The following is a 19,784-nucleotide window of genomic DNA, read 5'->3' as shown; positions in this document are numbered from 1 at the left end:
TGGGTTCTACCCCGTTTTCACGGACACTTACAAGAAGGCCGATTCAGGCCATGAGGAGTGTTCATGTCAAAGCGTAGGAAGTTCAGTGCCGAGTTCAAGCGCGGTGCGGTTGAGCAGGCGAGCCAGCCCGGCATCAGCTGCGCCCAGGTGCCCGGGAGCTGGGAATTCGCGACAGCCTGCTAACCCGCTGGAAGCGCGAGGCGCAGAATCCAGAAGCGGCCGCTTTCGGCGGCGCCGGAACGCCACGGGACGAAGAGTTGGCTCGACTCAAGCGTGAATTGGCGCGGGTGAAGAAGGAACGGGATTTTTTGCGAGAAGCGGCGACGTTCTTTGCAAAGGGATCATCCTGAGGTATCAGGTGATCGAACGTTGCCGCGATGAGTTTCCGATCCGGCTGATGTGCCGGTGCCTGAAGGTATCGGCCAGCGGCTACTACGTGTGGAGTAAGCGCCCTGCGAGCGCCCGGCAGGTCGACAATGAGCGCCTGGTGGTAAGGATGCGCGAACTGCATGAAGACAGCCGGGGTACTCTGGGAGCTGGCCGCATGCGCGAAGACTTGGCTGAGGAAGGCGAGATCGCCAGCCTGAACCGGGTCGCGCGCCTGATGGCGGCCGACGGCCTGCAGGGCTGGCCCCGGCGGAAGCGTCGCGGGAAGCGTGGCAGCCCGTCCGTAACGCCGCCGGGCGTGGGCAACCTGCTCGAACGCGATTTTCTCGCGCTGGAGCCGGAAACCAAGTGGGTCACGGACATCACCGAGATCAAGACCCAGCAGGGCAAGCTGTATCTGTGCATCGTGCTGGATCTTTACGACCAGCGCATTGTGGGCTGGTCAATGCACGATCGACAGGATCGCCAGATGGTGATCCGGGCGGTGCAGATGGCGGTCTGGCAGCGTCAAGGCAGCGATGAGGTGATCCTGCATTCGGATCGTGGCAGTCAGTTCCGCAGCGGTGACTACCAAGGATATCTCGCGGCTAACGGGCTGATCTGCTCAATGAGCGCCGTTGGACATTGCGGCGACAACGCCGCCTGCGAAGGCTTTTTTGGGCTGCTCAAGCGTGAGCGAGTCTATCGAACGAGCTACCCGACACTGGATGCAGCAAGAGCGGATGTGTTTGACTACATCGAGCGACGCCACAACCCAAGGATGCGGCGAAGGGTCGCCAGGCAGGATCAGAAGGTTGCAGCTCTTTTAGAACCGTCCGTGATATCGGGGTAGAACCCGTTTCCGCGCGTGCCAACCAAGGTTGGCACCTACCAAAGCGCTGTCCTTGGTGTTGGTAGAGGCCGACCTTGGTCGGCGCTTTGTTTCCGCGCGTGCCAACCAAGGTTGGCACCTACCGAAGCGATGTTCTTGGCGTTGGTAGAGGCCGACCTTGGTCGGCGCTTTGTTTCTGCTCGTGCCAACCAAGGTTGGCACCTACCGAAGCGGTTTGCGGTGGGCCGGGCGATCAACCCGCCTGTACGCGGTTCTTGCCCTGGCGCTTGGCGGCATACAGCGCGTCATCCGCGCGCCGCAGCAGGGTCTCGGTATCGTCGCCGGGCTGCCATTGCGCCAGCCCGGCACTGAAGTGCACCGGCACGCGCTGGTCCTGTACGGTCAGCACGCGGTGCGCCAGTGAACGCTGCAGGCGCTGCACGGTGGCCATGCTGTCGGCACCCTGGGTCTCCGGCAGCACCAGCACGAACTCGTCGCCACCCAGCCGCGCGATGCCATCGGTGGCGCGCAGCAGCAGCTTGCAGACGGCCACCAGGTGCTGCAGCAGTGCATCGCCACCGGCATGGCCATGTGCATCATTGGTCTGGTGGAAATCATCCAGATCGATCATCGCCACGCCCAACGGCGAGTTGTTGCGCGCGGCGCGCGCCAGCTCACGCTGCAGCAGTTCGTCCAGGCCGCGGCGGTTCAGTGCCTGGGTCAGGGGATCGATGCGGGCCAGATCGCCGGCGGCGCGCAGTTCCTGCTCCAGCTCGGCAATGCGTTGCTCTGCACGCTCCACTTCCTGCCGCGCGTTGGCCAGGTGATCGCGCGCCTGTGCGGCCTGCTGCTGCACCTTGCCGGTATCGCGCATCACGTCCTGCAGCAGCTGATTGAGGTCGGCGATGCTGCGCGCTTCGCGCAGCTGCAGCGCATAGCTGCCAATGCGGTCGTGGTATTCGCCGGTGCTGGTGGCCATGCCGTCCATACGCTCGATGAACTCGCCCATCAACCCGCGCATCGCCGCCTTCGAATCGTCGATGCCCTGGCGCAGCAGCCCCTGCTTGTAGATCACTTCGCGCAGTTCGGCGCGGGTGCGCTCGACCGCCTCAGCTTCCAACGGCCCGTCCAGCAGCTGGCGTACTGCGGCGATCTGGCCCTGCAGCCAGCTGCGGTCATCCAGCAGCTCGCTCACGTTCTCCAGCAGCAGCGCGAACAGCTCAAGCAGCAGCGCCTGCTGCTCCTGCCAGCTCTCGGCACGCACGCCGACCTGGTGGCCGAGCTCGCGCACGCCCTGTTCGATCGGTTCCAGCGCCGTGCCCGGTTGCCACTGGCGCAGCTGCATGGCCAGCGTCTGCGCCTGCTCGCGCAGGTCCGGATCGTGCTGCAGCAGGGCCACCACCGCGCCGCCCAGCAGCAGGCGCAGCTGCTCGGACAGGCGCAGGCTTTCCGGCTGCCCATCCGGCGAATGCTGTTCGATGGTGCGGATGTACTTGTCGATCAGCTGCCGCATTGCGCGCCCATAGCGCGGCCAATCGGCGCTGGCCTGCGCCGACTGCAGGCGGTCGCCCATGTCGCCCAGTTCGCCGGGCAGGGTGGCCATGCCATTGGCGAACGCGGCCAGCAGCGGCTCCGGTGCGTCGGCCCCGGCGAACAGCTGCTGCAGGGCCACGCCACCGCCACCCTGCAGCACCACGCGGTCGCCCAGCCCATCGTCCACCACCGCGCGCACGCGTGCCGGCGGCCCAAGGGCGGTACCGGGGGCAGGGCGGTGGTCGGGCTGGTCCGTCATGGAGCAAATCCTGGGGCTGGCAGGGACTGGTTCCAGCATATCGGCGCGGCCGCCGACGGCTTGAACGGCTAGGATGGGCGACAGGATGCCGCAGTGGAGGTGGTGATGCGCGTGATGTTGCTGGGGGCGACCGGGCTGGTCGGTGGGCTGACCCTGTCCAGGCTGCTGGACGACCCGCGCTGCAGCGCCGTGATCGCGCCGACCCGCCGCCCGTTGGCTGTGGCCCACGCCAAGCTGGAGAACCCGGTGCTGGCCTTCGACGCGTTGCCCACTTCGCCAGCATGGGCGCGCGTGGACGCGGTCATCTGCGCGCTCGGCAGCACCATTGCCCAGGCCGGCAGCCGCGAGGCTTTCCACCGCATCGATCATGACTACCCGCTGGCGTTCGCCCGCCTGGCGCAGGCGCAGGGTGCGCAGACCTATGTGCTGAATTCCGCAGCCGGCGCCAACCCGCAGTCGTCGATCTTCTACAGCCGGGTGAAGGGCGAGCTGGAGCATGACCTGCGCGCGCTGGGCTTCAACTCGTTGACCCTGGTCCGCCCCGGGCTGATCGGCGGCGAGCGCACCGAGGTGCGACGTGGCGAGCGCCTGGCGCTGACGGTGTTGGGGGCATTGGGGCCGCTGCTGCCACGGGCGTGGCGGATCAATCCGGCCAGCGAAATTGCCAAGGCACTGGTCGAGGCCGCACTCGCCCCGCAACCGGGTGAACACGTGGTGGCGTCGGGCGCGCTGGTCGGCTGATGTCGCGTGCGCTGCGCCTGACCCAGCTTCAACAGCTGCTGCGCCGCCATCGGCGGCCGGTGTCCGGGCAGGTGCTGGCCGAAGCGCTCGGCATCAGCCTGCGCACGCTGTACCGCGATATCGAGACGCTACGCGAACAGGGGGCCGACCTGCGGGGTGAGGCTGGCGTCGGCTACCAGCTGGCACCGAGCGATACCCTGCCGCCGATGACCCTGCCGCCCGCCGAGATCGACGCGCTGGTGCTTGGCCTGCGCTGGGTCGCGGCGCGCACCGAGCCAGCGTTGGCTGAGGCCGCACGCGATGCCCTGGCGCGCATCGCGCATGTGTTGCCTGCCGCGCGGCGCGAAGCGCTGCGTGATAGCGGCCTGCGCGTGGGCCCTTCGCGCGCTGCGGCCAAGATGCCGGCGGCACGCCTGCAGGCCGTGCGTGAGGCTGTGGGTTCACAGCGGCGCCTGAAGTTCGGCTACCAGGATGCACAGGGCCAGCGCAGCGAGCGCATTGTCTGGCCGTTCGCACTGGGCTACTTCGATGAAGTACCGATGCTGGCGGCGTGGTGCGAGAGCCGCGAGGACTTCCGCCATTTCCGGCTGGACCGCATCCGCCAGGTGCGCGTGCTGGAGGATCGCTACCTCGTGCCGCGCGCCACCCTGCTGCGGCGCTGGCAGAAGGCACAGGGCATCGCACCGGACTGGCTGGACCGTTCGTAGCGTCGAACTTGCTCGACTGCTTCCGTGCATCGCTTCCGGCTCCTGGGGACGGCGGCCTTCGCTCTTCGCTCCTGGTAGAGGTCGAGCTTGCTCGACCGCCTTTGATCTTCGCGAACAGCAGTCGAGCAAGCTCGACATCTACCAGGGCAGAGGCAACAGCAGTCGAGCAAGCTCGACATCTACCAGAGCAACGGCAACAGCAGTCGAGCAAGCTCGACATCTACCAGGGCGGGGGCAACAGCAGTCGATCACGCTCGACGCTACTGACAGAATCTGTCAGCAGGGCCATACCACCATGATCGCTCCCAACAACGGAGCTTCCCCATGTTCACGCCCAGCACCCTGCTGCAGTACGTGCGCGACGTCGCCACCAGCGCCACGTTCTACAGCGGCATTCTCGGAAAGCCACCGGTCGAGCAGTCGCCCGGTTTCGCCCTGTTCCTGCTCGGCGATGGCGCCGCACTGGGCCTGTGGCAACGCGATGACGTGCAGCCGCCGGTGTCCGCGCAGGCCGGTGCCGCCGAACTGGCGATGCTGGTCGCCGACCCGGAGGCCGTGCAGCAGATGCACGATGCGTGGCAAGCGCTCGGCGTGCAGATCCTGCAGGCACCGGTGACCTTGGAATTCGGCCACACTTTTGTCGGGGCAGACCCGGATGGCCACCGTCTGCGTGTGTACAGCCGTGCCGAGGGCATGGTCGCGCGGAACTGATCAAGGGAGGGGGCCGGCACTTGCTGGCTCCTGGACCTACCCTTGCTTCTGCGCTGCGTCGACGACGATTGAGAATATCTCGTCGTCTTCCGAATCCCATTCAACGGCCAGCTGGGCCAGCTCTGCGACCACGTCGCGGCCTGGATTGCATCGCCTGAGCTCTTTGATGAACTGTCGGACCTGGCGTGGCGTTAATTCACTGCCCGGATAGTTGAAGAGATTGAGCGCAGCATCTGAAGAGACGTCCAATAGGTCGGGTGCGAGGATGGAATACGCTTTGATGTAGCGGGAGAGCGGAATATCCGACAGGAAGTTCTCTGCTGCACACATGATCGATGCGTCATGTGGCGGGTTCCGGAGGAATTCCCTCATGACCGCAAGGACGACTTCTACTGACGGTGGTTTTGTCAGTGGCCTGTAGAAGTGGTTGGCGTATGCACGGTCACCTTCGTGGGTGACCGCAGCATCCGATAGCGTTGCGAGCATCGTAATCCAGACGTCAGCGTCCAGCGGCGTAGCCGGCTCGGCGTGTCCTTGTTGATCGGCATTGGGGATGATCGCCCGGACGATGGACTCGCCGTTGCGCCATGACTGCAGACGGGAGTCGATAATTGCGTACACCTGATCCTGCTTGTCCCACATGGCGTCCGGCGAGGGCATGGCGTCTTGAGGGAACAATGAGAAGACGTCCGACAAGTAGGGTGCGGCCATGCAGAAGTAGCGAACGGTGAACTCCAGCAATTCCGGGTCGAATGCAGCGCCGGGGATTTCGTCCTGGAAGGCAGCTTCGATGCATGCCAAGGCATCTGCCGGCGAGGGGGCGGCTGCCACCGTAGAGCCGACCGATGCGTCAAGGAAAGCGTGATTTCGGGCGAGCCAGCGCAGGAAGATGATGCCAAGGACCCAGTTCGTGTCTGACGGATCCTCATCCCTCGTCAACCGTAGGAAGAATGGAGAGGCGCGGAAAAAATCATTGCCCGCCTTCATGAATTCTTCGAGTGTGGGTGGTGTCTCAATCACGGAAGTTCGACGTCTGCAGAGAGGCTCAATGCTATCGAGCTGCTCTTGGGAATCCATGCAACTATTCTCAAAATGCCCCCTTGCGCTCTCGCCCGACCGTCGGAGAGACCAGTAGATCCACGTCCATGCGTAGATGGGGTGCGACGGAGCAGGCACAAAAAAACGCCGGGCATTGCCCGGCGTTTCTCCACTTCATGTGCCAACCAAGGTCGGCACCAACCGATAAGGTGGCCGATCAGCTGGCCAGCGCCAAATCGTCCATCATCGCGCGCAGGAAGCGGGCGGCTTCGCCACCGGTAGCCGCGCGGTGGTCGAAGGTGACCGACAGCGGGATCACCTTGTGCGCTTCCACGCCGCCCATCACCGGGGTCATCTGGTGGCGGGCACGGCCGGCACCGACGATGGCCACGCACGGCGGCACCACGACCGGGGTCGCGTAGCGGCCGGCGAACATGCCGAAATTGGACAACGAGATGGTGTAGCCGCTCAGTTCCGAGGCGGCGATCGAACGCGATTCGACCTGCTCGCGCAGGCGGTTGACGCCTTCACGGATGCCGCGTGCGTCGAGCATGTCGGCGTTGCGCAGTGCTGGCACGAACAGGCCGTCGTCGGTGTCCACGGCGATGCCGATGTCCACCTGCGCGTGCAGGGTGCGGGTCAGCGCTTCACCGTCGAACCAGGCGTTCATCGCCGGCACCTTCTGCGCGGCGACCACGATCGAACGCACCAGGCGCGCGGTGACGTCGTTGCCCGGCAGCCAGGCGTGGATGTCGGCATCGTCGTTCAGCGTGGTCGGCACGACCTTGCTGTGCGCATCGGCCATCACGCGCGCCATGTTGCGGCGAACGCCCTTCAGCGGTTCCGGCTGGCCCTTGGCGACCACGCCCGGCGGCTGGGTACGCATCGGCTTGCCGGCAGCAGACAGCGGGGTGCGCGCTTCGCTCTGCACCGGGGCAGACACCTGCGCCGGGGCCGGCGCGGCATAGGCAGCAGCGGCCGGCGCCGGAGCGGCACCGATCTTTGCGCTGCCATCCGCAGCTGCCTGCTTGACGTCGGCCATGGTCACCGCGCCATCGGCGCCGGTGGCGCGTACGCGGGACAGGTCCACGCCCAGCTTGCGCGCGGTGGCACGCACGGCCGGCACGGCCTTGACGCCACCGACGGCGAGCGCCTGCTCGGCGTGCACGGCATTGGAGCTCTGCATCGCGCCGACCACGGTACCGGCGTCATCACGCTCGGCGGCGGCGGGCTTGGCGGCTTCGGCGGCCACCGGTGCAGCGGCGGCTGGCAGCGGCGGCGGGGTCGGTGCGGCGGCCGGTGCAGCATGGCCATGGCTGTGGCCGGTGTCCTGGCCATCGGCACGCTGCGGCAGGTTCGGGTCCAGTTCGAAGCTGGCCAGCACCGATCCGGTCGGGATGATGTCGCCGGCAGCGCCGGACAGCTTCAGCACCGTGCCGGAGAACGGCGACGGCACTTCGACGACGGCCTTGGCGGTCTCCATCGAGACCAGCGGCTCGTCCAGCTTGATCACATCGCCTTCCTTGACGAACCACTCGACGATGGTCGCGTCCGGCAGGCCTTCGCCCAGGTCGGGCAGGTTGAAGTTCTTGGTCTGGCTCATTTGCAGTTCTCTTCCAGCAGTTCCAGTTCGCGGGCCGGCAGCCAACCCGTCGCGCCATTGGCGCGCTCGGACCACCACCACCCGCCGTGTTCGTGATGAAGCTTCACCATCTCGCCGCTTTCCACATCCAGCTCGCGGGCGTCGTAGTCGCACAGCGCTTCGGCGCGACCCTCGTCCAGCAGCTGCAACCAGGCGATGGGCGCCCATCCAGCGCGCCCATCGTTGGTGCGTACCCAGGCAAACGCCGGCCATTCCTCGTCACGGACACCTACTTCGACGATCTGGCCGGTGTGGAACCGGAGCGGGTTGGGATACTGGCTGCGGTAAGCCCCCAGAAGGCGGGCCCGCATGTCAGCCGGCCGCCACCGCGCGCTTGGCCGCAGCCACGATCCGCTCAACGCTCGGCAGGTACTTCATTTCCAGGCGGAACAGCGGAATGTGGGTGTCGTAGCCAGTAACGCGCTCGACCGGGGCCAGCAGGTCGTAGATCGATTCCTCGGCCAGGCGCGCAGCGATCTCGGCGCCGAAGCCCGCGGTCTTCGGGGCCTCCTGCACGATCACGCAGCGGCCGGTCTTGGCCACCGATTCGGCGATGGTGGCGAAGTCCAGCGGACGCAGCGTGGCCACGTCGATGACTTCGGCACTGATGCCTTCACCGGCCAGCTTGTCGGCCGCTTCCAGCGCTTCCTTCACCTGCGCGCCCCAGGTCACCAGGGTCACGTCGGTGCCATCGCGCAGCACGAAGCAGACGTCCAGCGGCAAGGCTTCGCCGTCGTTGACGACCACTTCCTTGTACTGGCGGTAGATGCGCTTGGGCTCCATGTAGATCACCGGATCCGGCTCGCGGATCGCGGCCAGCAGCAGGCCGTAGGCACGCTGCGGCGACGACGGCAGCACCACGCGCAGGCCCGGCACGTTGGTGAAGATCGCCTCGTTGGCTTCGCTGTGGTGTTCCGGCGCGCGGATGCCACCGCCCCACGGCACGCGCAGCACCATCGGGCAGTGCAGGCGGCCACGCGTGCGGTAACGCAGGCGTGCGGCGTGGCAGACGATATGGTCGACCATCGGGTACATGAAACCGTCGAACTGGGCCTCGGCCACCGGCTTCATGCCCTGCGCGGCCAGGCCGATGGTCAGGCCGGCGATGGTGGTTTCATCCAGCGGGGTGTCGAGGATGCGTTCGGAGCCGAAGCGCTGCTGCAGGCCGGCGGTGGCGCGGAACACGCCGCCGTTGACGCCCACGTCCTCGCCCAGCACCAGCACCGACGGGTCGTGCTCCAGCTCCCAGGCCAGTGCCTGGGTGATGGCTTCGATCAGGGTGATGGGGGTGGTGGTCATGCTCTCTTCTCCGCGCGCGACGGCGGCGCTGTCGGCGGCGTTGGTGTGCGCGCCGGGCGCGCCGTTCTTGATCTCATCCATGGCGCTTCTCCAGGGCGATCGCCTGGGCACGCTGAGCCAGCAGGTCCGGCGGCGGATCGGCATACAGGAAGTCGAACATCGCCTCGACCGGCTGCACCGGCGTGTTGAGGTACAGGTTCACTTCCTCGTCCACGCGGGTGCCGCATTCGGCGACCCAAGCAGTTTCCTCTTCTTCGCTCCACACACCGGCGTTGATCAGGTACTTGCGCAGGCGCAGCATCGGCTCGCGCTGCCAGGCATCCTTCACTTCGGCGTCGTCGCGGTAGCGGCGCGCGTCATCGGCGGTGGTGTGGTCGGACAGGCGGTAGGTCATCAGTTCCAGCACGGTGCCACCGTTGCCGGCCAGCGCACGTTCGCGCGCCTGCTCCATCGCCGCCAGCACTGCGATCAGGTCGTTGCCGTCCACCTGCAGGCAGTGCAGGCCGCCGGCCAGGCCCTTCTGCGCCAGCGTTTCGGCACCGGTCTGGGCCGAACGCGGAACCGAGATGGCCCAGCCGTTGTTGACGATGCACAGGATCAGCGGCAGCTTGTAGGCGCCGGCCGAATTCAGTGCCGCGTAGAAGTCGGTCTTGGAGCTGCCGCCGTCGCCACACACGGCCACCGCGATCTGCGCTTCCTTGTTGAGCTTGAACTTCAGCGCAGCGCCTGCGGCGTGCAGGCACTGGGTGGAAATCGGCACGCAGAACGGGAAGTCCTTGGCCGCGTTGCCGCCGTAATCGTTGCCGCGTTCGTCGCCGCCCCAGTACATCAGCACGTCGTGCGGGCGCACGCCACGCATGAACATCGCGCCATACTCGCGGTACGAAGGTGCGAACACGTCGTCCTTCTGCATCGCAGCGCCGATGCCCACGTGCGCGGCTTCATGGCCCAGGCAGGCGGCGTAGGTGCCGAGCTTGCCGGTGCGCTGCAGCGCGATGGATTTGCTGTCGAACGTACGTACGAACAGCATCTGCTTGAACAGCGGTACCAGGACCTTGGGGTCGCGCAGCGACGCGGGCAGGTCATCGCGGACGAGCTTGCCGTCCGTGTCCAGGTACTGCAGGTATTCGATCTTGAATTCAGCGGCAACCGTCATTGCGTACTGCACCTTCGACAGAGAAGTTACAAATGATATGAATCGCCATGTTAAGGAACGCGTACGGAATAGCCTTCCTGCGGCGCAACACGGCGACACCCCGTTTTACCCCTGCCGGCGGGTGGGGGGCCAATAACAACAACGTATTCAGTCGTTGCTGCAAAGCATCAGAATATGCCTCTGGCTGACTGCCCGCGCAACGGCCTGATCGGTTCCACGCGCAGGCCCGGCATCGGGCGATGCTCCACGGCCTTCCGCACGCCCGGGTATGGACCCGGCGGCTGCCAGCGCGGCGGCAACGCGCTACCCTTGCCGCCCCCGATCTGGTCCCGCCCATGTCCGTCGACAACAACCAACGCGATCTCGAAGCCGGCATCCACACCGACCTGCAGGGGCGGCTGACCTATGGCGGCTACCTGCGGCTGGACCAGCTGCTCAGCGCGCAGCAGCCGTTGTCCAACCCGCCGCACCATGACGAGATGCTCTTCATCATCCAGCACCAGACCTCGGAGCTGTGGCTGAAGCTGCTTGGCCACGAACTGCGTGCCGCAATCGGCTTCCTGCAGCGTGATGAAGTCTGGCAGTGCCGCAAGGTGCTGGCGCGCAGCAAGCAGGTGCTGCGCCAGCTGACCGAGCAGTGGTCGGTACTGGAAACGCTGACCCCGTCCGAGTACATGGGCTTCCGCGACGTGCTGGGCCCGTCGTCGGGCTTCCAGTCGCTGCAGTACCGCTACATCGAGTTCCTGCTGGGCAACAAGAACGCACAGATGCTGCAGGTGTTCGAGCACGATGCGGCCGGGCAGGCGCAGCTGCGCACCGTGCTGGAGGCGCCCAGCCTGTACGAGGAATTCCTGAAATACCTGGCCCGCTTCGGCCATGCCGTCCCGGCGGTGTACGAGGCCCACGACTGGACCCAGCCGCATGTGGCCGATGACGCACTGCAGCCGGTCTTCGAACGCATCTACCAGGACACCGACCGCTACTGGCGCGAGTACTCGCTGTGCGAGGACCTGGTGGACCTGGAGACCGCCTTCCAGCTGTGGCGATTCCGACACATGCGCACCGTGATGCGGGTGATCGGCTTCAAGCGCGGCACGGGCGGCTCGTCCGGCGTGGGCTTCCTGGCCAAGGCGCTGGAACTGACCTTCTTCCCCGAACTGTTCCAGGTGCGGACCAGCCTGCAGGCCGGGCCCCCGGCAGAACAGGGCTGATCCGTATTCAGCTTGGATCCCGGCCGGCGGCTGGATCGTTTCAGATGCAAGTTCAGGGAGCAGGCTGGCACCTGCCTCAAACGGCGTGTATTTGACGTGAACGCCAGAAGTCGGTGATCCTCGCGCGTTGCTCCAACTGCACATCGGACGTGCTCGTCATCCACCGAACCAGGAAATCCGCATGAGCGTAAACGCCACTGCGAACACCCCAGATCCGGCGCTGCCGGACTTCAAGACCACGCTGGGCCACCCGCGCCCGTTGTGGATGCTGTTCATGACCGAGTTCTGGGAGCGCTTTGCGTTCTACGGCATCCGCTGGGCCTTGGTGCTGTACATCGTCGCCCAGTTCTACAACGGCAGCGCTGCCGGCGAAGGCGACGCCAGCCGCATCTACGGCGCCTACCTGGCCCTGGTGTATGCCGCAGCGATCTTCGGTGGCTACGTGGCCGACCGGGTACTGGGTTACCAGCGATCGATCCTGACCGGCGCGATCATCATGGCCGCCGGCCTGTTCATGATCTCGCTGCCGCAGGAGCACATCTTCAAGCTCGGCCTGGCCACGATCATCGTCGGCAACGGCCTGTTCAAGCCCAACATCTCGACCATGGTCGGCAAGCTGTATGGCCTGAAGGACGAGCGCCGTGATTCGGGCTTCACCATCTTCTACATGGGCATCAACATCGGCGCGATGATCGCCCCGGTGCTGACCGAGTACCTGGCCCGCAAGGTCTTCGGTACCGACGCGATGCCGTCCTACAAGGTCGTGTTCATCGCCTCGGGCGTGGGCATGCTGATTTCGCTGGTGTGGTTCTACATCGGTCGTGCCGGCCTGAAGGGCATCGGTGCACCGCCGGCCGGCGCTGAAGGCTTCGGCCGCATCATCATGGTGCTGGCCGGTGCCGTGGTCGCCATCCCGGTCGCCTACTTCCTGCTGGCCACCGGCGCCACCGCACTGGCCTGGATCCTGGGCGCGATGTTCACCGCGCTGGCCATCCTGCTGCTGGTCGAGGGCATCCGCGAAGGCAAGGTGCAGCGCGACCGCGTGATCGCGATGCTGATCATCTTCGCCTTCAACGTGATGTTCTGGATGTTCTTCGAGCAGGCCGGCAGCTCGTTCACCTTCCTGGCCGAGAACATCGTCAACCGCCAGATGGGTGACTGGACCTTCCCGACCGCGTGGTTCCAGTCGGTCAACTCGGTGGCCATCATCACCCTGGCGCCGATCATCGCCTGGATCTGGGTGGCCCTGGGCCGCGCCAACCCGTCCATTCCGCGCAAGTTCGGCCTCGGCCTGCTGTTCAACGGCGCCGCCTTCGCCCTGCTGATGTACGCGCTGTCGCAGATGGTCGTGGACGGCAAGATCCCGTTCTGGACCCTGTTCATGGTCTACGTCATCCAGTCGGTGGGTGAGCTGTGCCTGTCGCCGATCGGCCTGTCGATGGTGACCAAGCTGGCCCCGGTGCGCCTGGTCGGCTTCGGCATGGGTGGCTGGTTCCTGTCCACCGGCATCGGCAACAACCTGTCGGGCATCTTCGCTGGCGTGGTCAGTGGTGAAGGCGGCATGACGGTCGAGTCGGCCCTGAAGGGGTATACCTTCGGGTTCTGGGCCCTGATCGGCTCCGGCGTGGTGCTGTTCCTGGTCGCCCCGCTGATCAACAAGCTGATGCACGGCGTCAAATGATGATGAGAGGGTAGTAGGCATGCGCAGCAAGCTCGGTGGTGCAGTGGTGGTGGTCTGTGTGGCGCTGATCGGCGCCTGTTCCCAACCGCAACCGCCTGCCGCCGCCGAGCCTACGCAGCCTCTGGATACCCGACCCACCGAGCCACCGGTCGCTGACCCCAGCGAACCGGTGGCCTCGGGCAACACCCCGGTGGCGGCGGACATCGCCGCCATCGCAGGGCTCGGCGCGCAGTTCGACCCGGCCCGCAACCCCGCCGACGACCTGGCCACCGCCAAGGTGGAAGCCCAGCGCGGCAAGAAGCGCATCCTGCTCGAGGTCGGCAACGCCGCCTGCGAGCGCTGCCGGGCGCTGGACGAGGTGGTGGAAGGCAACGGCGACCTGCGCCGCTTCCGCGATGCCCACTACGTGTGGGTGAAGGTCAACGCCAGCGACGAACAGCCCAACACCGCTTTCTTCGCCCAGTTCCCGATGATGGAACGCGACTACCCGTACCTGCTGGTACTCGATGCCGATGGCGGACTGCTGGTGTCGCAGGCGACCGGCGAGCTGCGCAAGGGCGAAGCCTTCCAGCCCGCGCGCGTGACCGCGTTCCTCAAGCAGTGGGCACCTGACAAACCGGAATAGGGTAGTGCCGGCCGCTTCGGTGGATGCCGACCGCTGACCGCCACCCCCGTTGGGTGCCGACCGTTGGTCGGCACTGAGGCACATCCACGCGTGACGTGGGTCGATTGCGCGCGCCGTCACACTCTCTGAAACGGCGTCTCAACTTCATCGCACGTACGCCGTTACCGGCAAGGACCTCAGTCGACATCCCGTCGATGCAACCTTCCGGAACGCCCATGCACAGCGACCACGCCGAACGACTGCCCGAACCTGCCAGCGACCTGGCCGAGGCTGGGGCAGGCGAGGGCGTGACCCTGCCGCCGCAGGAGGCGTTGCTGGATGACGCCGGTACCGGCGAGGACACCGTTGAACTGGCACCGCCGCGTCACCGCCTGCCGCAGATCGCGCTGCCCGACAACGTGGTGCTGAAGGGGGCGGTGCAGAAACTGGTCGAGCAGAAATCACGGCTCGATGCATTGGCCGCCGACGGCCAGCTGGCCGGGCTGCTGCCGCCGGAATGGCAGGGCCAAGGCGTGCGTGCGATCGAACTGTCCACGTTCATCCAGGGCGTGCTGCCGTTCCTGCAACCCGGCGAACGTGGCGAAACCGCGCCCGCGCGCCTGCCGGTGCGCCACGTGCTGGGAGACGACAGCCGCTGGGGCTTGGAGGATGTCGCCGAACCGAAATCGCTGGCCTGGTACCTGGCCAGTGACGAACGCGCTACCGTCGGCAGCAAGGACGTGGCCGAGGCCTATCTGGTGGGTGCACTCGGTCTGGCGTGGATGCAGGAAGGGCGCAGCCGTCCTGGCTTCCTGCGCGCGATGGGCCAGGACAGCCTGGCCGCGCGGGTGACCATGCGCGGCTATCCACCGGCCAACGAACTGGCGCTGTACAGCGTCACCGCGCACGGCCAGCCGCAGATCTGGTGCGTGCATGGCCGCCGCCGCATGCGCCCGCTGGTGGCGCCGTGGCTGAGCGTGCCGCTGCTGACCGCCTACGGCGTGCCGGCACCGGTCGCGTGGCCGTCCAGTTTCCCGCCGGTGGAGGCGGTGGCCGAACTGCTGGCGACCGCACGGCAGGGGCGCGCGCTGCCGGAAGTGGACCTGGGCAAGGTCTTGGCGAAGATCGCTGAAGATGCCGCATCCGACGCCTGGCAGCCGGTCAGCCTGCTGCAGCTCAACACCTGGTCACCGCGTTGGCACTTCTTCCTGGGCACCTTCGTCGGCCTGCCGTCGCTGCTGCTGGTGGCTGCCGCGCTGGCGCTGCCGGGCGCGGTTGAAGCGGCCACGGTTGCCGCATCGCTGGGCTTCGCCGGCGGTGCCATCGCTGCGCTGGCGGTGCCGTGGATCCATGCGCGGCGCAAGCATCTGAGCTGAAAAAAGGGGACGGAGGGGATTAAGTCGTATCACGCACATATGTGCCGATTGCGGCTTAATCCCCTCCGTCCCCTTTTTTCTTTCAGACCCCTTCGCCCATCCGCTCCAGGCCTTCGCCGGCCAGGCGGAGGATCAGTTTTTCCAGCACCTGCTCTTCCTCTTCGCTCAGCACCGACATCAGTTTGCGGGTGATCTCGATCACCATCGGCGCGATGGTCTCGTACACCTCGAAACCGGCTGCCGACAGCGCCAGCACCGAGCGGCGGCGGTCGTCGCCGTGGGTCTCGCGCTTGATGAAGCCGCGCTCCAGCAGGCGGGCCACGGCGCGGCTGACCGCCACCTTGTCCATTGCCGTGCGGTCGGAGACCTCGCTGGCCGAGGAGCCCGGGTACAGCGCCAGGATGGTGATCACCCGCCACTCGGGAATCGCCAGACCGTAACGATCGCCGTATAGCTTGGCGATGTTGCCGCTGACCCGGTTGGACAGCACGCTCAGCCGGTACGGCAGGAACTGTTCCAGGTCGAGCAGGACGTGCGAGGAACGCAGGCGGGTCGAAACGGGATCGGCGGGGCTCATGTTGCGGTGCACCTTGCTGGTGGTTTCAAGTGTAACTATAAGGGGTAGGTCCAGACCCTGCATTCTCGCCGGGTCCCTACCTGCCCGCACCTGGTTTGTACCGATGCGGTACCGATTCGGAGCCACGCCATGAATACCGCAGTCCCGACCGCCTCGCACCCCAACCCCGGCATGCAGGTCACCACCTTCGAGAACCCGATGGGCATCGACGGCTTCGAGTTCGTCGAATTCGCCGCCCCGGCCGGCCGTGGCCAGGAGCTGCACGAGTACTTCCGGAAGATGGGCTTCAGCGCGGTGCTCAAGCACAAGCAGCGTCCGATTACCGTCTATCGCCAGGGCGACGTCAACTTCCTGGTCAATGAAGACCCGGATTCGTTCGCCTCGGACTTCGCCGAAAAGCACGGCCCGTGCGCCTGCGGCTTCGCCATCCGCTTCAAGAAGCCGGGCCAGGAGGTCTACCAGACCGCGCTGGGCAACGGCGCCGAAGCCATCGCCTTCAAGCCGGACAGCAAGGCGGTCAGCGCGCCGGTCATCAAGGGCATCGGCGACTGCATGCTGTACCTGGTCGATCGCTATGGCAGCGCCGGCAGCATCTTCGATGGCGATTACGAGCCGATTGCCGGTGCCGACCTGCACCCGGTGGGCTTCGGCCTGACCTTCATCGACCACCTGACCCACAACCTGTACTTCGGCAACATGCAGCAGTGGTCGGACTACTACGAACGCCTGTTCAACTTCCGCGAGATCCGCTACTTCGACATCAAGGGCCTGAAGACCGGCCTGGTGTCCAAGGCGATGACCGCGCCGGACGGCATCGTGCGCATTCCGCTGAATGAATCGTCCGACCCGAAGAGCCAGATCAACGAGTACCTGGACGCGTACAAGGGCGAGGGCATCCAGCACATCGCCTGCTTCACCGAGAACATCTACGAGACCGTCGAAGCGATGCGCGCGCAGGGCGTGGACTTCCTCGACACGCCGGAGACCTACTTCGACGTGATCGACCAGCGCGTGCCGAACCACGGTGAAGACGTGGCGCGCCTGGCCAAGAACAAAATCCTGATCGATGCCGATCCGGAAACCCACCAGCGCAAGCTGCTGCAGATCTTCACCCAGAACTGCATCGGCCCGATCTTCTTCGAGATCATCCAGCGCAAGGGCAACGAAGGCTTCGGCGAAGGCAACTTCACCGCGCTGTTCGAGAGCATCGAGCGCGACCAGATCCGCCGCGGCGTGCTGTAAGGTCTGCAGGCAATGTTGGCCTCCCGCCGACATTGCCTGTCCAAATGGTAGTGCCGGCCGCTGGCCGGCAATCTCTGGAGTTTCCATGTCCACCGCCATCTCCGCCCGCGGCTACCAGTCCGGTTTCGGCAACGAATTCGCCACCGAGGCCGTCGCCGGCGCGCTGCCGGTCGGGCAGAACTCGCCACAGAAGGTGGCCCACGGCCTGTACGCCGAACAGCTGACCGGCACCGCCTTCACCGCGCCGCGCGGCAGCAACCGCCGCAGCTGGCTGTACCGGATCCGCCCGGCGGTGACCCATGGCGAGTTCACCCCGTTCGCGCAGTCGCGGTTGCAGTGTGATTTCGGCGCACAGCCGGCCTCGCCGAACCAGCTGCGCTGGAGCCCGCTGCCGCTGCCGGAATTGCCGACCGACTTTGTCGAAGGCCTGTACACGATGGGTGGCAACGGCTCGCCCGACGCGCATGCCGGCGTGGGCATCCACCTCTATGCCGCCAACCGCGACATGGTCGGCCGCTACTTCTACGATGCCGATGGTGAACTGCTGATCGTGCCGCAGCTGGGCGCGCTGCGCCTGCTGACCGAGCTGGGCGTGATCGAGATCGAGCCGCAGCAGATCGCGGTGATTCCGCGTGGCGTGCGCTTCCGCGTCGAACTGCCCGATGGCCCGAGCCGTGGCTACATCTGCGAGAACTACGGCGCGCTGCTGAAACTGCCGGACCTCGGTCCGATCGGGTCCAACGGCCTGGCCAACCCGCGCGACTTCGAAACCCCGCACGCGGCGTTCGAGGATGTCGACGGTGATTTCGAACTGATCGCCAAGTTCGAGGGCCGCCTGTGGCGTGCGCCGATCGACCATTCGCCGCTGGACGTGGTGGCCTGGCATGGCAATTACGCGCCGTACCGCTACGACCTGCGCCGCTTCAACACCATCGGTTCGATCAGCTACGACCACCCGGATCCGTCAATCTTCCTGGTGCTGCATTCGCCCAGCGACACGCCCGGCACCAGCAACATGGACTTCGCGATCTTCCCGCCACGCTGGCTGGTGGCGCAGAATACGTTCCGCCCGCCGTGGTTCCACCGCAACATCGCCAGCGAGTTCATGGGCCTGGTGCATGGCGCCTACGACGCCAAGGCCGAAGGCTTCGTGCCCGGCGGCGCGTCGCTGCACAACTGCATGAGCGGCCACGGTCCGGATGCGCCGACCTTCGACAAGGCCTCCAATGCGGACCTGTCCAAGGCCGATGTGATCAAGGACACGATGGCTTTCATGTTCGAGACCCGCGCAGTGATCCGCCCGACAGCACAGGCGCTGGCCGCCGGCCATCGCCAGGGCGATTACCAGCAGTGCTGGAACGGCCTGCGCAACAACTTCCGGTCGTCCCGCTAGCTTGGTGGGTGCCGACCTTGGTCGGCACGGATGCTGATCGCATCCACGCCATGCGTGGATGCTCTCCGCCGAAACCTGCGCCTACGCCACCTCCGCGAACGCGTCGCAATGCTCCAGCGGCAGCGCTTCCAGCAGGCGCTGGCGTACGCGCTGGCAATAGCCGTCCGAGGTCAGCCCGGGCAGCATCTGCATCGCCGACTGCAGCCGCTGCAGCACCTCGTCTTCCGCACGCGCCTGCTGCAGGTCGCGGAACAGTGCTGCCGCCTGCGGGTGGCGCTGCATCTCCAGGATGCCCAGCACATAGATGCGCGCGGCCACCAGCGAGCGGCGGCGTTCGACCGCGGGTGCAGCAAGTGCTGCAGGTGCGGCTGCCGGCGGTGTGGGCACCGGCGCTACCGCGGTTGCGGGCGACGGTGCTGGGACGCCAGTGCTCAGGTACCCCGCCTGCACAAGCTGGATGACCATCGCAGGTGCGTCCTGGCCGAGCAGGCCGGTCAGGTCGGCAATGGTGCGCTGGCCGTCGCACAGGATCAGCAGCCGTCGCTGGCGCATGTCCAGCGGCGCGCGGTGGGCCTGCAGCGCGGTTCGGGCGAGATCGGTCTTGCGCGGTTGCATGGAAGGGACGGCCAGGTCGGTGCTCGCCGAGCCTGAACGAAGGCGATGAAGCCGCGATGACAATGCAGCGCCTGCACACAGGATGGGCTAGCGTGCAGCCACCTTCGTGCCAGGGAACCGCACCGATGAAGCACCTTCCGATTGCTGGTCTGTTGCTGCTTTCGCTCACCGCCTGCGGCGGCCAGGACAAACAGGGGGCGGCCGGCAGTGGCAGCGATACCCCGGCCGAAACCGCTGCGGCGACCGGGCCCGTGCAGTCGACGGATCCTGATCTGGCAGCCCGTCCAGCCAATGACCGCCGCGAGGACAGTCCCGCGCACCTGGAGGGCTACGCCGGCGCGAAGCTGGGTGCCGGCATCGCTGAGGTCCGCAGTGGCTTCGGCGCGCCGTTGCAGGGGCTGGGCACCGATGCCAGTGGCAAACCGCTGCCGGTCGACGACAGCAACGATGGCTGCTATTTCCTGCGACCGCAGAATGCCGAAGACCCGCGCCTGATGATCGAAGGCCGCAAGCTGGTGCGCTACGACGTGCGCAGCGCCGCCATCATCGCACCGGGCGGCGGCAAGGTCGGCATGACCTTGGGCGAGCTGCAGGTGCTGTACCCCGAGCGCGGTGACGTCGGCCCCGACAAGTACGACGAGAAGGCCCAGCACCTGCGCGTGCGTCCGGCGCAGGAGGGTGGGTCGGTGATCGACTTCGCGCTCGGTGCGGACGGCCGGGTCGGCGCGTGGCGGGTCGGGCAGACCCCGCAGGTCGATTATGTGGAAGGTTGTGGCTGATCCTTGATCCACGGCCCAGCCA

The 19,784-nt window shown here is 66.3% G+C and carries 18 protein-coding genes and 1 pseudogene; 11 read left to right on the top strand and 8 right to left on the bottom strand.

Annotation, left to right across the window (positions count from 1 at the left end; all coding sequences use genetic code 11):
* Window positions 1-63 precede the first annotated feature (63 nt).
* Window positions 64-1,219 (top strand): annotated as a pseudogene (locus ACZK45_RS20300) (IS3 family transposase).
* Between the two features lie 232 nt (window positions 1,220-1,451).
* Here the strand turns inward: ACZK45_RS20300 and ACZK45_RS20295 are convergent.
* Window positions 1,452-2,990, bottom strand: coding sequence for a GGDEF domain-containing protein (locus ACZK45_RS20295; RefSeq protein WP_478445152.1), 1,539 nt, complete (start codon window positions 2,988-2,990; stop codon window positions 1,452-1,454).
* Window positions 2,991-3,095: 105 nt separating this feature from the next.
* Between ACZK45_RS20295 and ACZK45_RS20290 the strand changes: the two genes are divergently transcribed.
* The 3 genes from ACZK45_RS20290 to ACZK45_RS20280 all read left to right on the top strand — a co-directional run bounded on the left by ACZK45_RS20290 (window position 3,096) and on the right by ACZK45_RS20280 (window position 5,149).
* A complete protein-coding gene (locus ACZK45_RS20290; RefSeq protein ID WP_478445151.1) occupies window positions 3,096-3,731 on the top strand; it encodes a Rossmann-fold NAD(P)-binding domain-containing protein in 636 nt (211 codons plus the stop codon).
* A complete protein-coding gene (locus ACZK45_RS20285; RefSeq protein ID WP_478445150.1) occupies window positions 3,731-4,438 on the top strand; it encodes a helix-turn-helix transcriptional regulator in 708 nt (235 codons plus the stop codon). Before ACZK45_RS20290 ends, ACZK45_RS20285 begins: the two co-directional genes overlap by 1 nt.
* A 324-nt stretch (window positions 4,439-4,762) precedes the next feature.
* On the top strand, window positions 4,763-5,149 hold the full coding sequence (locus ACZK45_RS20280; RefSeq protein WP_049401688.1) for a VOC family protein: 387 nt from the start codon (window positions 4,763-4,765) through the stop codon (window positions 5,147-5,149).
* Window positions 5,150-5,185: 36 nt separating this feature from the next.
* Here the strand turns inward: ACZK45_RS20280 and ACZK45_RS20275 are convergent, their stop codons facing one another.
* The 5 genes from ACZK45_RS20275 to pdhA form a co-directional block, all read right to left on the bottom strand.
* Window positions 5,186-6,136 (bottom strand): hypothetical protein, encoded by a 951-nt coding sequence (locus ACZK45_RS20275; protein WP_478445902.1) that lies wholly within the window; start codon window positions 6,134-6,136, stop codon window positions 5,186-5,188.
* A 268-nt stretch (window positions 6,137-6,404) separates the two neighbouring features.
* The gene (locus ACZK45_RS20270; protein WP_478445149.1) at window positions 6,405-7,790 is read right to left on the bottom strand and encodes a dihydrolipoamide acetyltransferase family protein; all 1,386 of its coding nucleotides are present in this window, start codon (window positions 7,788-7,790) and stop codon (window positions 6,405-6,407) included.
* A complete protein-coding gene (locus tag ACZK45_RS20265) occupies window positions 7,787-8,140 on the bottom strand; it encodes an SH3 domain-containing protein (RefSeq protein WP_005411349.1) in 354 nt (117 codons plus the stop codon). Before ACZK45_RS20265 ends, ACZK45_RS20270 begins: the two co-directional genes overlap by 4 nt.
* A 1-nt stretch (window position 8,141) precedes the next feature.
* Window positions 8,142-9,209: an alpha-ketoacid dehydrogenase subunit beta gene (locus ACZK45_RS20260; RefSeq protein ID WP_019338598.1), complete on the bottom strand. Its 1,068-nt coding sequence runs from the start codon at window positions 9,207-9,209 to the stop codon at window positions 8,142-8,144.
* A complete protein-coding gene (gene pdhA / locus ACZK45_RS20255; RefSeq protein ID WP_032127144.1) occupies window positions 9,202-10,284 on the bottom strand; it encodes a pyruvate dehydrogenase (acetyl-transferring) E1 component subunit alpha in 1,083 nt (360 codons plus the stop codon). Before pdhA ends, ACZK45_RS20260 begins: the two co-directional genes overlap by 8 nt.
* Before the next feature lie 335 nt (window positions 10,285-10,619).
* Between pdhA and ACZK45_RS20250 the strand changes: the two genes are divergently transcribed.
* The 4 genes from ACZK45_RS20250 (at window position 10,620) to ACZK45_RS20235 (ending at window position 15,156) form a co-directional block, all read left to right on the top strand.
* The gene (locus ACZK45_RS20250) at window positions 10,620-11,495 is read left to right on the top strand and encodes a tryptophan 2,3-dioxygenase (RefSeq protein ID WP_121504224.1); all 876 of its coding nucleotides are present in this window, start codon (window positions 10,620-10,622) and stop codon (window positions 11,493-11,495) included.
* 181 nt (window positions 11,496-11,676) lie between these two features.
* The gene (locus tag ACZK45_RS20245; RefSeq protein ID WP_478445148.1) at window positions 11,677-13,176 is read left to right on the top strand and encodes a peptide MFS transporter; all 1,500 of its coding nucleotides are present in this window, start codon (window positions 11,677-11,679) and stop codon (window positions 13,174-13,176) included.
* Window positions 13,177-13,195: 19 nt separating this feature from the next.
* The gene (locus ACZK45_RS20240; RefSeq protein ID WP_125894233.1) at window positions 13,196-13,801 is read left to right on the top strand and encodes a thioredoxin family protein; all 606 of its coding nucleotides are present in this window, start codon (window positions 13,196-13,198) and stop codon (window positions 13,799-13,801) included.
* Window positions 13,802-14,016: 215 nt separating this feature from the next.
* Entirely contained in the window at window positions 14,017-15,156 is a 1,140-nt protein-coding gene (locus ACZK45_RS20235; RefSeq protein ID WP_478445147.1) for a hypothetical protein, read from the top strand.
* Window positions 15,157-15,238: 82 nt separating this feature from the next.
* Here the strand turns inward: ACZK45_RS20235 and ACZK45_RS20230 are convergent, their stop codons facing one another.
* Complete coding sequence (locus ACZK45_RS20230; RefSeq protein ID WP_005411341.1) at window positions 15,239-15,796, bottom strand: MarR family winged helix-turn-helix transcriptional regulator; 558 nt, start codon at window positions 15,794-15,796, stop codon at window positions 15,239-15,241.
* Between the two features lie 66 nt (window positions 15,797-15,862).
* On the opposite strand from ACZK45_RS20230, the gene hppD reads away from it, so the two are divergent.
* The gene (gene hppD, locus ACZK45_RS20225; protein WP_176433087.1) at window positions 15,863-16,975 is read left to right on the top strand and encodes a 4-hydroxyphenylpyruvate dioxygenase; all 1,113 of its coding nucleotides are present in this window, start codon (window positions 15,863-15,865) and stop codon (window positions 16,973-16,975) included.
* An 85-nt stretch (window positions 16,976-17,060) separates the two neighbouring features.
* On the top strand, window positions 17,061-18,368 hold the full coding sequence (gene hmgA / locus ACZK45_RS20220) for a homogentisate 1,2-dioxygenase (RefSeq protein ID WP_180838407.1): 1,308 nt from the start codon (window positions 17,061-17,063) through the stop codon (window positions 18,366-18,368).
* An 81-nt stretch (window positions 18,369-18,449) separates the two neighbouring features.
* On the opposite strand, the gene ACZK45_RS20215 is transcribed toward hmgA, so the two are convergent.
* A complete protein-coding gene (locus ACZK45_RS20215) occupies window positions 18,450-18,983 on the bottom strand; it encodes a hypothetical protein (protein ID WP_049422941.1) in 534 nt (177 codons plus the stop codon).
* 125 nt (window positions 18,984-19,108) lie between these two features.
* Between ACZK45_RS20215 and ACZK45_RS20210 the strand changes: the two genes are divergently transcribed.
* Complete coding sequence (locus ACZK45_RS20210; protein WP_478445146.1) at window positions 19,109-19,762, top strand: hypothetical protein; 654 nt, start codon at window positions 19,109-19,111, stop codon at window positions 19,760-19,762.
* The last annotated feature ends 22 nt before the right edge of the window (window positions 19,763-19,784 follow it).

The sequence above is a fragment of the Stenotrophomonas sp. 63632_Sma genome (genome assembly GCF_056482875.1).
This window is presented reverse-complemented; position numbering and strand designations above follow the sequence as displayed.

What these genes read in the sequence shown, in the direction of transcription:
- ACZK45_RS20295 (WP_478445152.1), bottom strand. Translation starts at nt 2,990, where the DNA reads ATGACGGACCAGCCCGACCACCGCCCTGCCCCCGGTACCGCCCTTGGG.
- ACZK45_RS20290 (WP_478445151.1), top strand. Translation starts at nt 3,096, where the DNA reads ATGCGCGTGATGTTGCTGGGGGCGACCGGGCTGGTCGGTGGGCTGACC.
- ACZK45_RS20285 (WP_478445150.1), top strand. Translation starts at nt 3,731, where the DNA reads ATGTCGCGTGCGCTGCGCCTGACCCAGCTTCAACAGCTGCTGCGCCGC.
- ACZK45_RS20280 (WP_049401688.1), top strand. Translation starts at nt 4,763, where the DNA reads ATGTTCACGCCCAGCACCCTGCTGCAGTACGTGCGCGACGTCGCCACC.
- ACZK45_RS20275 (WP_478445902.1), bottom strand. Translation starts at nt 6,136, where the DNA reads ATGAAGGCGGGCAATGATTTTTTCCGCGCCTCTCCATTCTTCCTACGG.
- ACZK45_RS20270 (WP_478445149.1), bottom strand. Translation starts at nt 7,790, where the DNA reads ATGAGCCAGACCAAGAACTTCAACCTGCCCGACCTGGGCGAAGGCCTG.
- ACZK45_RS20265 (WP_005411349.1), bottom strand. Translation starts at nt 8,140, where the DNA reads ATGCGGGCCCGCCTTCTGGGGGCTTACCGCAGCCAGTATCCCAACCCG.
- ACZK45_RS20260 (WP_019338598.1), bottom strand. Translation starts at nt 9,209, where the DNA reads ATGGATGAGATCAAGAACGGCGCGCCCGGCGCGCACACCAACGCCGCC.
- pdhA (WP_032127144.1), bottom strand. Translation starts at nt 10,284, where the DNA reads ATGACGGTTGCCGCTGAATTCAAGATCGAATACCTGCAGTACCTGGAC.
- ACZK45_RS20250 (WP_121504224.1), top strand. Translation starts at nt 10,620, where the DNA reads ATGTCCGTCGACAACAACCAACGCGATCTCGAAGCCGGCATCCACACC.
- ACZK45_RS20245 (WP_478445148.1), top strand. Translation starts at nt 11,677, where the DNA reads ATGAGCGTAAACGCCACTGCGAACACCCCAGATCCGGCGCTGCCGGAC.
- ACZK45_RS20240 (WP_125894233.1), top strand. Translation starts at nt 13,196, where the DNA reads ATGCGCAGCAAGCTCGGTGGTGCAGTGGTGGTGGTCTGTGTGGCGCTG.
- ACZK45_RS20235 (WP_478445147.1), top strand. Translation starts at nt 14,017, where the DNA reads ATGCACAGCGACCACGCCGAACGACTGCCCGAACCTGCCAGCGACCTG.
- ACZK45_RS20230 (WP_005411341.1), bottom strand. Translation starts at nt 15,796, where the DNA reads ATGCAGGGTCTGGACCTACCCCTTATAGTTACACTTGAAACCACCAGC.
- hppD (WP_176433087.1), top strand. Translation starts at nt 15,863, where the DNA reads ATGAATACCGCAGTCCCGACCGCCTCGCACCCCAACCCCGGCATGCAG.
- hmgA (WP_180838407.1), top strand. Translation starts at nt 17,061, where the DNA reads ATGTCCACCGCCATCTCCGCCCGCGGCTACCAGTCCGGTTTCGGCAAC.
- ACZK45_RS20215 (WP_049422941.1), bottom strand. Translation starts at nt 18,983, where the DNA reads ATGCAACCGCGCAAGACCGATCTCGCCCGAACCGCGCTGCAGGCCCAC.
- ACZK45_RS20210 (WP_478445146.1), top strand. Translation starts at nt 19,109, where the DNA reads ATGAAGCACCTTCCGATTGCTGGTCTGTTGCTGCTTTCGCTCACCGCC.